At 57.8% G+C, this 12,052-nt stretch carries 11 protein-coding genes; 3 read left to right on the top strand and 8 right to left on the bottom strand.

Translation table 11 applies throughout. The features are described from left to right. Positions 1 to 92 precede the first annotated feature (92 nt). The 4 genes from Q0239_RS01165 to Q0239_RS01180 all read right to left on the bottom strand — a co-directional run bounded on the left by Q0239_RS01165 (position 93) and on the right by Q0239_RS01180 (position 5,007). Positions 93 to 974, bottom strand: coding sequence for a helix-turn-helix domain-containing protein (locus Q0239_RS01165; protein ID WP_298597086.1), 882 nt, complete (start codon positions 972 to 974; stop codon positions 93 to 95). Between the two features lie 97 nt (positions 975 to 1,071). Next, a complete protein-coding gene (locus Q0239_RS01170) occupies positions 1,072 to 3,288 on the bottom strand; it encodes a TonB-dependent receptor (protein ID WP_298597089.1) in 2,217 nt (738 codons plus the stop codon). 115 nt (positions 3,289 to 3,403) lie between these two features. After that, complete coding sequence (locus tag Q0239_RS01175) at positions 3,404 to 3,634, bottom strand: hypothetical protein (protein ID WP_298597092.1); 231 nt, start codon at positions 3,632 to 3,634, stop codon at positions 3,404 to 3,406. Next, complete coding sequence (locus Q0239_RS01180; RefSeq protein ID WP_298597095.1) at positions 3,631 to 5,007, bottom strand: M28 family peptidase; 1,377 nt, start codon at positions 5,005 to 5,007, stop codon at positions 3,631 to 3,633. The genes Q0239_RS01175 and Q0239_RS01180 overlap by 4 nt, the downstream gene beginning before the upstream one ends. A gap of 117 nt (positions 5,008 to 5,124) precedes the next feature. On the opposite strand from Q0239_RS01180, the gene ettA reads away from it, so the two are divergent. Next, the gene (gene ettA, locus Q0239_RS01185) at positions 5,125 to 6,804 is read left to right on the top strand and encodes an energy-dependent translational throttle protein EttA (protein ID WP_298597098.1); all 1,680 of its coding nucleotides are present in this window, start codon (positions 5,125 to 5,127) and stop codon (positions 6,802 to 6,804) included. Positions 6,805 to 6,808: 4 nt separating this feature from the next. Here ettA and putP read toward each other — a convergent pair whose 3' ends face one another. After that, positions 6,809 to 8,239 carry a sodium/proline symporter PutP gene (putP, locus tag Q0239_RS01190; protein ID WP_367276058.1) on the bottom strand — a complete coding sequence of 477 codons (1,431 nt, stop codon included), beginning with the start codon at positions 8,237 to 8,239 and terminating at the stop codon, positions 6,809 to 6,811. Positions 8,240 to 8,313: 74 nt separating this feature from the next. Here putP and Q0239_RS01195 point away from each other — a divergent pair, with 74 nt between their 5' ends. Beyond that, the gene (locus Q0239_RS01195) at positions 8,314 to 9,270 is read left to right on the top strand and encodes a hypothetical protein (RefSeq protein ID WP_298597101.1); all 957 of its coding nucleotides are present in this window, start codon (positions 8,314 to 8,316) and stop codon (positions 9,268 to 9,270) included. On the opposite strand, the gene Q0239_RS01200 is transcribed toward Q0239_RS01195, so the two are convergent. The 3 genes from Q0239_RS01200 to Q0239_RS01210 are packed head-to-tail and all read right to left on the bottom strand — an operon-like array spanning position 9,229 to position 11,242. Further along, positions 9,229 to 9,849 (bottom strand): pyridoxamine 5'-phosphate oxidase family protein, encoded by a 621-nt coding sequence (locus tag Q0239_RS01200; protein WP_298597104.1) that lies wholly within the window; start codon positions 9,847 to 9,849, stop codon positions 9,229 to 9,231. The genes Q0239_RS01195 and Q0239_RS01200 overlap by 42 nt on opposite strands. A gap of 10 nt (positions 9,850 to 9,859) precedes the next feature. Next, the gene (locus Q0239_RS01205; RefSeq protein ID WP_298597107.1) at positions 9,860 to 10,597 is read right to left on the bottom strand and encodes a hypothetical protein; all 738 of its coding nucleotides are present in this window, start codon (positions 10,595 to 10,597) and stop codon (positions 9,860 to 9,862) included. Between the two features lie 9 nt (positions 10,598 to 10,606). Then, entirely contained in the window at positions 10,607 to 11,242 is a 636-nt protein-coding gene (locus tag Q0239_RS01210; RefSeq protein ID WP_298597110.1) for a carbonic anhydrase, read from the bottom strand. Positions 11,243 to 11,305: 63 nt separating this feature from the next. Here Q0239_RS01210 and lipA point away from each other — a divergent pair. Beyond that, positions 11,306 to 12,052 (top strand): lipoyl synthase (gene lipA / locus Q0239_RS01215; RefSeq protein WP_298597112.1); only part of this gene is annotated, 747 nt, incomplete at its 3' end.

A 12,052-nucleotide genomic window follows, 5' to 3' on the forward strand; every position in this document is an offset into this window, starting at 1 on the left:
CCTTTTGGCAAAAGTTTCCGGGTTGAATGCAGGTGCCACCAATTCGGGCGGGATCATCGTTTCGGACATATCAGGCTCTCCATGGGAAAAGGCTAGCCTACCTCCGCCCGGCGACGCTGATCGCGATATTCGCTGGGTGCGATGCCCGCATATTGGCGGAAGGCACGGCTGAAATGGCTTTGGCTCTGAAAACCGGTCGCTTCGGACATCGCCGCAAGCGTCATATCGGTTTGCACGAGCATCTGTTGTGCCCGGTCGAGCCGGGCTTTCATGACATATTGGTGCGGCGTAATGCCGGTCGCCTTTTTGAAGATGCGGCAGAAATGAGGCGGCGTACCCCCCGCAGTCGCCGCCATTTCCTCTAGGCTGTGCTCGTCGGCAGGATTCGCCAATATGGCGTTCATCACCTTGTGTAGCCGGTAGGCCGAAAAATCGCTGACGGGGATTTCGGTCGGGTTGCCATGCGCCGGAGGGCCGGCGAGGATATGCGCCTTGAGCGCGTTGACCATCGCTGCGACATAATGTTCGCGCTCGTCGGCATCGGGTGCATATAGTTCCGACAAGATTTGCCGGGTGAGGGCAACGCCCAGCGGATCGGCAAAGGCGAAACGCAATTTGCTGAACTGCTCGGTTGCTGAAATGTTTTTGAGCAGATCGGACGACACCGAAAGCGTCACGGCGTCGAGTTCACCATCGACCAGCCAGCCGCTGGGCATGCCCGATGGCTGGATGGTGGCGCAGCCGGGAATCGAACTCGACTGGCTCCAGCCGTCCTTATCCCACGTCTTGATCTGTGGCTTTCCCGATATGTGGACGATGAACATGGGGTCGGGCAAAGGCGGCAGGGCATAGCTGCCGACAAACTGCCGCCAGCGGCACAGCGACCAGCCCTCACCAATCGACCCCATTTCCACGTCGGGCGCGCGACCCAGCACGTCACATATGATCGCGCGATTATCCCAATGCGTCGCCATCAGCCTCTCTCCTTCACTCCTGAGGAGAGCTTAACCAGCTTGCGCGCGGACGGAAGCCCGAAACGCAAGATGGAAGCAAGGCTACGCATCGGATACATCAGAAGGCAGCGCGTACCGAGATGCCATAAGTGCGCGGTGCGCCGGGTACGAGGAAGTTGTAAGGAAATCCTGCGCCACGAAGATCGAGGCCGTAGCCGTAGACCTTTTTGTTGAACAGATTGTTCCCCCACGCCCGCACGGTGAAACTGTCATTCGACCAGCCGAATGATGCGTTGACCTTGGCAAAGCCCTTTTGCTGCAGTTCCGAATTGACCTGCGGCGATCCGACGGCGTTGACCGTGTTGAATGGCGAGAAATATTGCCGACTTGCGTAGTTCACATTGGGCGAGAAGGTCAGCTTTCCGCCGCCGAGCTCGGCAACCTCCCAGTCAAAGCCTGCCTGTGCCGTCAGTTTTGGCGAGAAGGGCAGGTCGTTACCCGACAGATCGGTCCCCTGAAGGGTCAGCTCTTTGTATTTGGTCTGCAGCAGCCCCAGTGCGAAGTTGAGCGAGAAACCGTCCGACGGTTTGACGGTCGCTTCCAGCTCTGCCCCATAGACTTCGGACTTGGGTGTGTTCACCAGGAAAGAGACCGGACCGGGCCGCGTATCCTGCAGCTGCTGGTTGGTATAGTCGTAGTAAAAGAGCGATGCGGCCAGCGTCAGTACGCGGTCGAAATAGCGACCTTTGAAGCCCAGTTCATAGGCGTTGACCTTTTCGGGTTCGATATAGCTGATGCCTGCCGATGAGGTGTAGCCGCCACCGTTGACCGCCCCCGCACGATAGCCCCGGTTGAAGCTGGCGTAGAGCAAAGTGTCGTCGGGCAAGGTGTAGCTTAGCGCGATACGGCCGGTGAGTGCATTGTTCGTGTCACGAAGCGCGATCCGTGCCGCAGGGTCATAGGCGCAGGTGCCAGCAGGCGTCGCGCAAGGTACGGTCGTCGCGATTGGTGTCGGCACGTCGTCCACTGTTCCAAGGAACAGGAAAGCGAAGGCATCGTCATAGCGTGATTTGTCCTTGGTGTAGCGCGCCCCCACGGTCAGCACGAGCTGGTCGGTCAGGTTGATGTCACCCTGTGCGAACACCGCATAGGATTTCCGCACTTGCCGGTAATGCTGAAAAAAACCGCCTGCGGGTGGCAGCGGCAGGTTGAACTGGTTGTCGGTGATGTTCCGGTCCCAGCCATAAAAGGCGCCGCCGACAAGGTTAAGCGTATCGGTGCTATAGTTGAGCCGCATTTCCTGACTGAACTGGCGGTATTTCGATTGCCAAGTGATGTCGAGAATATCGAGCGGTGAGCCATCTGCTGCCTGCTGCAAATCCTGCTTGCCGCCGTCATAGGATGTGATTGATGTCAGACGGATCGCATCGGACAAATCGACGCCGACCGTTCCAGAAAAACCCCAGGCATCCGTATTGTTGTCTCCGACGCGGCTTTCATTTGTCTCGAAAAAGCCCAGTCCGGTGCGGAAGGCGCCGAGCCCATGTACCCCGGCCTGCGTGCCACGGTCGCGTCCGCCATAGGCTTTCAGAACGATGTCGAGACCGCCATCGCCGGGTTTGATGCGCAGTGTTGCACGGCCTTGCAATGTGTCGACCGAATTGGGGTCACGTCCGCCGGCGAACAGGTTTTTCATCTGTCCATCGCTCTTGGCATAATTCACTGCGAGCCGAAGGCCGATACTGTCTTCACTCAACGTGGTTTCGACGGCAGCCTTGCCAGTGAATGCATCAAAATTGCCATAGCCCAGTTCAACATAGCCGTTGGAACCGCTAAGCGACGGTTTCCGGGTGATGAAGTTGACGGCACCGCCGGTTGTGTTCCGTCCGAACAGCGTGCCTTGCGGCCCACGCAGCACTTCGATCCGGTCAAGATCGAACAGCCCCATGCCATGGCTGGTGCGCGGGGCGAGATAAACATCGTCGATATAAACACCGACGGGCGAAGCCTGGTTTGAATTATACTCATTGGCAACACCAATCCCGCGCAGTGAGAAATTAGGCTGAGTGTTGCCGAACGGACTGTTGATCTGCAGATTGGGAACGGCTGCGGCCAGTTCGGACGAATTGTCGATACCCTTTTGCGCCAGATCGTCACCACCCAATGCGGATACTGCCAGTGGTACATCGAGCAGTGATTGTTCGCGGCGCTGGGCGGTGACGACGATTTCGTCATCATTGCTGGCGCCGTCGGCCGCTTCCTGTGCCAGAGCCGTGGTTGATGTCGACGCCAGCAATGCAGCAAGCGCAGTTATCCGTCGCGAAAAAAACCTCATCCTCTCCTCCTCCTTATGGCGCTCCTACGCCAGTGTTGGAGGTGTTAGGGTCGATTGCGCGACTTTGCTTTAGATGGCGTTGTTCGCAGATTTGACATTTCTTGCGCTCAAAATGTCACTCCGAACCAGCCTGCGATGCCTTTTCCACTTCCTCGCGGGCCTCTTCCTCAACAAGCTTCGCGGCGGCGTCGGCCGCTTCCTCACTGCTCTTTTGCTCGTCTTTCCGTGCACCCGCATCATCTTCGGCAGTAACGACAGCAGCGGCTTTTTCACTCTCTTTGGGCGTCGTCTCTTCGACACAGCCTATCAAGCAAAGCGGCAGCACCAGGATTGCGATCGATTTCATGGTTTGGGTGCGACGGTCAAGTCGCCCTCATAATTGGCCAGTTCGGACAGCACTGCAGTCCACGCCGAGACATTTTGGCGCAACTGCGCCTTGTCGATCATGTTGAGCGTATCGTCGGGTGTGTGGTGCAGATCGAAATAGCGGCTGCCATCCTGTTGCAAGTCGATTATGCCTAGATTTTGTGAGGCGATGATCGCGCCGACATCGGCCCCACCGCTGGCTGCATCCTTGCCGCGGGCGATGCCCAGTGGAGCGAGTTTTGCAGCGATGCGATCAGCGAGCGGTTTCGCACTGTCGGGCAGTTTGAAATCGACGCGCCAGACGCGGTCAGCGCCGAAATCGGATTCCATGGCGAGTGCATGGGGGACAGACTTGTTGATTTCGGCATAGGCTTTGCCACCCCAAATGCCGACTTCCTCGGCCCCGGCCCACAGCAGGCGGATCGTGCGCTGCCGCTTCATGCCCTTGATGGCGCTGGCGGCGGCGGTGATGATGCCACAACCTGCCGCATCGTCAATCGCACCCGTTCCCAGATCCCAGCTATCGAGGTGACAGGCGATCACGATCGGGGGCAGGGCTGTATTGCTGCCGAGCAATTCGGCAACGACATTTCCCGATTTTTGCGTGCCGAGATTTTTCGGTGTCAGGAGTAGGCGGAGTTTGACCGGCTTTCCCCGCTCTACCATGCGAACCAGATTGTCGGCGTCGGGGATCGATAATGCGCCTGCCGGAATTGGCGTGACGCCCGCTTCGAAATTGGTGTTGCCAGTGTGCGGGTTACGGTGATTGTGATCGGTTCCGACCGAGCGGATAACAATCGCGGTTGCACCCTTCTTGGCCGCAATGTTAGGCCCCACAAAGCGTGCTAGCCCGAATGCGCCATAGCTGGAGCCATCCTGCGCTGGTTTCATAGCGTGGCTTACGAAAGCAATCTTGCCGGCAAGGCTGCCATCGGGCGCTGCGCGAAGGGCATCGATTGTCGGGAAATAGACGACTTCGGCTTCCAATCCGGCATCGCCCGTACTGCCGCTATTACCCAGCGCCGTTATCGCGAGTTTCTGCGGGAAGGGACTGACCACCCAAGCGCGCTCGTCGCCGCGCACCCATGTCGGCATATCGAACGATTCTTCGCGGACATTGGCGAAGCCCGCTTTACGAAGATAATTGAGCGCCCAAGCGCGCCCGCGTGCTTCGGCCTCGGTACCGCCTTGGCGTGCGCCAACTTCGGTGGTCAGGCCTTCGGTAATCTCCCAGGCGACTGGATCATGGTCCAGCGCCCACATTGCCGGGTCTGTTCCGGCCGGGGGGCTCGCAAAAGCGGCGGTGGTAAGGATGGTTGTTGCGCCCAAGGCGAGCAAAAGCTGTTTTGTCATGCGCTGGGCTTAGCTGTCGCAACGCCGCTTGCCAATCCTGCCTTGCGACAAATGCACAGCTTGGCTAGTAGGCGCGTCGAATTCCGTATTTATTGCTTTTTGAGAAAGTGACCATCGATGGCCGCCCAATACGCCTTTGTCATGAAGGGGATGACCAAGACCTTCCCCGGCGCGCAAAAGCCCGTGCTCAACAACATTCACCTGCAATTCTATCAGGATGCCAAGATCGGTATCGTCGGCCCCAACGGTACGGGTAAGTCGACGCTGATGAAGATCATGGCCGGTATCGACACCGATTTCACCGGCGAAGCATGGCCGGGCGAGAATATCACCGTCGGCTATTTGGCGCAGGAGCCGCAGCTTGATCCGACCAAGACGGTCAAGGAAAATGTCATGGACGGCGTCCGTGAGGTCGCGGACATGGTTGAGCGTTTCAACGAAATCAGCATGATCATGGCCGATCCACCGGAAGACGCCGATTTTGATGCGCTGATGGAAGAAATGGGCACGCTTCAGGAAAAGATCGACGCAGTTGATGCCTGGACGCTCGACAACCAGCTCGAGATCGCGATGGACGCGCTGCGCTGTCCGCCAGGTGACTGGTCAGTGGAGAACCTGTCTGGCGGCGAGAAGCGGCGCGTTGCGCTCACCCGCTTGCTGCTCGAAAAGCCCGACATCCTGCTCCTTGACGAACCGACCAACCACCTTGACGCTGAATCGGTGGCGTGGCTCGAAAAGCATCTGGTCGATTATAAGGGCAACGTGATCCTAGTCACCCACGATCGTTACTTCCTCGACAATGTGGTGAACTGGATCCTCGAACTCGATCGTGGCCGCTATTTCCCCTATGAGGGCAATTATACGACCTACCTCGAAAAGAAGGCCAAGCGCCTTGAGCAGGAAGCGCGCGAGGATGCAGGTCGCCAGAAAGCGATCAAGGATGAGCTGGAGTGGATCAGACAGAGCCCCAAAGCTCGCCAGACCAAATCCAAAGCGCGTATCAAGAGCTTTGAGCAATTGGTTGAAGCCGCCGAAAACCGCACAATCGGCAAGGCCCAGATTGTTATCCAGAACCCCGAACGACTTGGCAGCAAAGTGATCGAGGTCAACAATGTCACCAAGGCCTATGGCGACAAGCTGCTGTTCGAGAATCTGTCCTTCACTATCCCGCCGGGCGGCATTGTTGGCGTGATCGGCCCGAACGGCGCAGGTAAGTCGACACTGTTCCGTTTGATAACTGGTCAGGAACAGCCCGATAGCGGCGAAATCGTGATCGGCGATACCGTGCATCTGGGCTTTGTCGACCAGAGTCGCGATGCACTCGATCCCAACAAAAATGTCTGGGAAGAAATCTCGGGCGGCGCCGATTTCATGAAAGTCGGCAAGCACGAAACCCCGACCCGCGCTTATGTTGGCGCGTTCAATTTCAAGGGCACTGACCAGCAGAAAAAGGTCGGCCAGCTCTCAGGCGGTGAACGCAACCGCGTGCATATGGCGAAGATGCTGAAGGAGGGTGGCAACGTCCTTCTGCTCGACGAACCGACCAACGATCTCGACACCGAAACGCTGGCGGCGCTTGAAGAAGCGCTGGAAAGCTTTGCCGGTTGCGCCGTGGTCATCTCGCACGACCGCTTCTTCCTCGACCGTCTGGCGACCCATATCCTCGCTTTCGAAGGCGACAGCCATGTTGAATGGTTCGAAGGAAACTTCGAGGCCTATGAAGAAGACAAGATCCGCCGCTTGGGTGAGGATGCGCTCAAACCGCACCGCACCAGCTATAAGAAGCTGACGCGTTAACGGGTTAAGTGAGCTTGGCGGCCTTGGTCGCCAGGCTCACCAACACTATCACCGCAAAGCTGGCTGCAAAGCCCGGCACAATTTCATACATCGCGCTGCTCCAGCCTAGCGCAATCCAGCCGATAACAACCAGTGCGCCGGTCACCATGCCGGCAAAGGCTCCAGCGAGCGTCATGCGCTGCCATGTCAGTGCCAGGATGATGACTGGTCCAAAGGCGGCGCCAAAGCCCGCCCAAGCGTTGCTGACGAGGCTGAGCACGCTACTTTCCGGATTTTGCGCAAGCATCATGGCGATTGCCGCGACGGCGACGACCGACAGGCGACCGACGGTGACAACTTCCTTCTCGCTGGCGTCGCGACGGATGAATAGGCGGTAGACATCTTCGGTCAGCGACGATCCGGTCACGAGCAGCTGCGCCGAAATCGTGCTCATTATGGCGGCGAGGATGGCGGCGAGCAGGAAGCCTACCGCGACTGGCGCAAATAATTCGCCAGCAAGCAGGATGAAGATAGTCTCCGGGTCAGCGACAGTCAGCCCTTTGCTTGCCGCATAAACCCGCCCGATGAGGCCAACCAGCAATGCACCGCCGAGCGTAATTACCATCCAGATCATGCAGATATTGCGCGCAATTGGCATTTCCTTGACTGACCGGATCGCCATGAAGCGCACGATGATATGCGGTTGCCCGAAATAGCCGAGCCCCCAAGCCGCGGTAGAGATGATTCCGAGCGCAGTAGTGCCCGCGAACAGGCTGGTCATTTTGGGATCGATGCTGTTGAGCGTCGACGTCACCGTCACGCCTTCGGGCAAGCCCTGCCACGCCATACAAGGCACCACGACCAAAGCGATCGCCATAATCGTACCCTGCACAAAGTCGGTCAGGCTGACCGCGAGGAAGCCACCGAGGACGACATAGGCGACCACAACGGATGCGGTGATCCACAGACCGGTCTGATAATCGGCACCGAACGCGCTTTGGAACAGCTTACCGCCAGCGACGAGGCCCGAGGCCGAATAGAGCGCAAAAAAGACGATAATCACGATGCTGGCGGTCAAGCGTAAAAGGTGCTTCTCATCATTAAACCGGTTTCCCAGAAATTCGGGGATGGTGAGCGCATTGCCATAGCGTTCGGTCTGTTCGCGCAGGCGCGGGGCGACGATAATCCAGTTGAGCAAAGCCCCGATGAACAGGCCGATAGCAATCCATGCCTCAGCTAAACCCGACGCATACAAGGCACCGGGAAGGCCAAGCATCAACCATCCCGACATATCCGATGCGCCCGCAGCGAGCGCGGTGACGGCAGGGCCCAATTGGCGTCCACTCAACAAATATTCGCTGCTGTTTGCTGTCGATTTGCGCCACGCATAGATGCCGATGCCTAGCATCAGCGCGAAATAGACCGAAAGGCTTGCGATCACGCCCGGTTGCATCATGACTTCCCCCCTCTTGTTCGATAGCGCCGCTCTTCGGGGCTGTTATCTCATCGGCAATGCTATAAGCAGTCGGCATGCGCATTGCACCCTATCTCTTTGCACTGGCACTCTATTGTTTCGCTCCAACGGCTCAGGCGATGGAATGGCGGTCAGTGGACAAGGCGATGCTGGCCGCGCTGCAAGACGATGACATCAACCGGCATAACGACGAACCCGCATTTCTGGAGGGTATTAGCGTCAGTGAAATCCGCTTTTCGGAAAATGGTTTTGACTGGCACCTGATCCGTTTTTCCAGCGATGCGAATAGCGAGGGACCCTTGTGGGTTGTTCCCCATGATGACGAAAATGCCGCGTTCGAAGCGATGATTGCGGCGCTCCACAAATATGGAGGCACCGGTATCGCCGTGAATACGGGGCCAACCAGCACGAGGCGACAGGCAGGCTATGGCCTGTGCGGAGTGCGTTCGGCGATGGTTTCTGCCTGTGATCCCAATCGCAACTTTGATGAACGCACGCCCGTTTTTACACGAGCCATTCTTGACGCATGGAAGCCGGGTCGTCCCCTGATCGCGTTGCACACCAACAGCCATGGCTTTGGCGGCGATGGTGCAGGTGGGCGAGGGGATATTACGATGCTTGACGCGAAGGCTTATGCGCGCGGCGAAATGGTTGCGCGTGCCGATGGCTATTTCGGTAACCGCACTATCGCTATGTTGGACAATCCGGATGTTTACGCGATCCTGCCCTATGTCGCGACCAAAGCCATCAGCGATGGCGAAACCCTGTGTCGCGATGCAATGAACCAGTCTGGCATCAATGTGTGGCATGAACGGGTAAGGCGTAGCGATGGGTCGCTTTCCAACTATGTCGCGCTGCAGCGCCCGGATATTACTTATGTCAATTTCGAGGCCAAACGGGAGGATGATCTATCGACCGCCGCCAAAGCGCAGGGCTTGATGATCGACACCTATTTGCAAAAATGCGCAAGTCTATGGGGCCAACCAATTCCCGCACCAGTCAGCGGCCGCTGAATCCCATTGCCAGCGCGCGCGGCGATGGCCGCTATTGGCCAAATAGAGCCATTCCAGACTGTGAAACGTAAACAGCAGAATCGCAAAATTGTCGCGGGCCGGGGCAATCTCCGCGTCGTCAGGCTGCCGTCCTTCAACCCATTCAGGCAGGCCGGACGTGGGCTGTGCGACAACTATACCGGGCGCCTGTTCGGCCAAATAACAGCGTCGCGCAAAATTGGTTGATTGATGCCAAGCCGCGTCGAACGCTGCGCCTTCCCGATGCACGATAGCGCTTCCGGACAAACGCAACTGGATCTTGGGTTCGGGATCGTAGATCAAAACCGATGCTGTGCTGTTTTTCGCCAGATCTTCCAACTTGGTCGAACGGGCATCGGTATGAAAACGCAAGCAGCGTTTTTGCCAATCGACATGCCGCAAGATCATCACGCGCTGGCTAGGGCTGCCATCCGAACCGATTGTCGCAACGACCGGGTGATGCGCCGCAGCATGCCTGCTATCGGCACCGGCTTCGATCAACCGCCGCGCTTCAGCAATACTGAGATGCAGATCATTGTAAAACGCTGCTTCACCCGTCATCAGTGAAAGCTCACATCAATGCGCCATCGAAAACCAGTCCTACCTGCATGCCCGAACGATCGAGCGCCGCAAGTGCGGTGAGGTCGACATAACATTCAAACCCGCATTCATTGCCTGCGCTATCGAGCAAGGCTGTGACCAGATAGCGGTCGGTCGCTGGGCGACAGCCTTGCAGGGCGGCGGACGTTGCCAGTTTTTTGCTGAACACATCTTCCTTTGCCTGCTCCATGCCTTTCAAGCTTGAAACCACTGCCTTCGCATTGTCTGGAGTGCTGCAGCGATAGAAGATCGAGGTGGATTGTTCGCCTCGTGCATCGAGCCAGCCGTCACGGCTGCGCACCGACAACCAGCGGGCCAGATCGGTACGGGGGAAACTGTTATTGCCGTCTTCGCTGACGATGCCCGCCAAGACTTTGCCCGCCTCGTCGCGGCCTTCATAACGCAGCATCCGTTCGCTGCCACCCGCCAGTTCAACTGTCGCCCGCGATTTGGCGGAGAGGATGGTGACAACCCCCGTGCGCTCAACATCTTGCGCACATCCAGTGGCGCGAAGCCCTGCAAAGAAATGCTCAATATCGATGGTGTGGTTATTGGGCGCAGGTTTGACGCGATAATATTGATCGAGCATTGTTTGCGCCGCAGCCTGGGTAGGGCAGATCACGGTCGAACGTTCGTTCGGGATGTCGATATGTTCGGGCAGCGGCTCGGGCGTCGCAGCGAGCAATAGGAATGCGAGCAGCGCGTTCATTTGATGTCCTTAAACAGCGGAAAATTCACCGGAGGACTCGTCGAGGACACGTAATAGGCCGTCTGAAATCGCGAACACCGCACCGTGCAAGGCCAGTTCACCCGACTTTTCCTTTTGCCGGACGCAGGGGAAGCTGCGCAGATTGGCAAGACTAACTTTCACCGCTTCCATTTCCATCGCGCGCTCGGCAGCATCTCCATGCGTTCCGTGAGCTTGCGCTACCTTTGCCTGCGCTTCATCCAAAAGACTGATCCAGTTGGCGATGAAACCACCTTCACCGGGCTCCATCCCGTCCATGGCTTTGGTCAGCGCAGCATTGCAGCCGCCGCAATAACCATGTCCCATCACCAGGATTTCCTCGACCTTCAGGAACTGTACCGCGAATTCGAGCGCGGCCGAAACACCATGCCGACCCGGCGTAGTTTCGAATGGCGGAACGAGGGCTGCCACATTGCGGACGACAAAAATCTCGCCGGGGCGTGTGTCGAAAATCTGGGTCGGGTCTACGCGGCTGTCGGAACAGGCGATTACCATAACCTTCGGGCTTTGACCTTCGCCCAGTTTCTCCCAACGTTCGCGTTCGGAAACCCATTCATTGGCGCGGAAACGGGCATAGCCTTCGAGCATGTCTGAAAAGTGTGTCATGGCGCTTCCATAGCAAGCAAAATGGGGGTGGCAAGATACGGGCTTCCGTCCTAAGGGCGGCGCATGAACAATCCCACCCCTGTCCGCACCGTGCCGCGTGAGCGCAAGCCCGACTGGATCCGGGTCAAGGCCCCTACCAGCGCCGGTTTTAACGAGACGCGCAAGCTGATGCGTGATCTTAAGCTCAACACCGTGTGCGAGGAAGCCGCTTGCCCCAACATCGGCGAATGCTGGACCAAAAAGCACGCCACGGTGATGATCCTTGGTGATGTCTGCACCCGGGCCTGCGCCTTCTGCAATGTCAAAACCGGCATGCCGCGTGCAGTTGATCCGCTCGAGCCCGAACATGTGGCAATTGCCGCCGCCAAAATGGGCCTGGAACATATCGTCATCACCTCGGTCGACCGTGATGACCTTCCAGACGGCGGTGCGAGCCAGTTTGTGAAGGTGATACAGGCGCTGCGCCGCAACACGCCTTCGACGACAATCGAAATCCTGACTCCTGATTTCCGCAACAAGGTGGAAAGCGCGGTCGAGTCGATTATCGAGGCGCGGCCCGACGTCTATAACCACAATCTGGAAACCGTTCCGAGGCTCTATCCGACTATTCGCCCTGGCGCGCGCTATTACGCTTCGCTGCGGTTGCTCGAATCGGTGAAGCGGCATGATCCGTCAATTTTCACCAAATCGGGTGTGATGCTCGGGCTGGGTGAGGAGCGGATGGAGGTGCATCAGGTGATGGACGACATGCGCAGTGCCGACATCGATTTCCTGACTATGGGGCAATATCTGCAGCCCACCCCCAAACAC

This window comes from uncultured Sphingorhabdus sp. (assembly GCF_937872355.1).
Classification (GTDB): Bacteria; Pseudomonadota; Alphaproteobacteria; order Sphingomonadales; family Sphingomonadaceae; genus Sphingorhabdus_B.

Excerpts from the sequence above, each read along its gene's own strand:
- Q0239_RS01170 (WP_298597089.1), bottom strand. The coding sequence starts at position 3,288 with ATGAGGTTTTTTTCGCGACGGATAACTGCGCTTGCTGCATTGCTGGCG.
- ettA (WP_298597098.1), top strand. The coding sequence starts at position 5,125 with ATGGCCGCCCAATACGCCTTTGTCATGAAGGGGATGACCAAGACCTTC.
- Q0239_RS01205 (WP_298597107.1), bottom strand. The coding sequence starts at position 10,597 with ATGAACGCGCTGCTCGCATTCCTATTGCTCGCTGCGACGCCCGAGCCG.
- putP (WP_367276058.1), bottom strand. The coding sequence starts at position 8,239 with ATGATGCAACCGGGCGTGATCGCAAGCCTTTCGGTCTATTTCGCGCTG.
- Q0239_RS01200 (WP_298597104.1), bottom strand. The coding sequence starts at position 9,849 with ATGACGGGTGAAGCAGCGTTTTACAATGATCTGCATCTCAGTATTGCT.
- Q0239_RS01195 (WP_298597101.1), top strand. The coding sequence starts at position 8,314 with ATGCGCATTGCACCCTATCTCTTTGCACTGGCACTCTATTGTTTCGCT.
- Q0239_RS01175 (WP_298597092.1), bottom strand. The coding sequence starts at position 3,634 with ATGAAATCGATCGCAATCCTGGTGCTGCCGCTTTGCTTGATAGGCTGT.
- Q0239_RS01165 (WP_298597086.1), bottom strand. The coding sequence starts at position 974 with ATGGCGACGCATTGGGATAATCGCGCGATCATATGTGACGTGCTGGGT.
- Q0239_RS01210 (WP_298597110.1), bottom strand. The coding sequence starts at position 11,242 with ATGACACACTTTTCAGACATGCTCGAAGGCTATGCCCGTTTCCGCGCC.
- Q0239_RS01180 (WP_298597095.1), bottom strand. The coding sequence starts at position 5,007 with ATGACAAAACAGCTTTTGCTCGCCTTGGGCGCAACAACCATCCTTACC.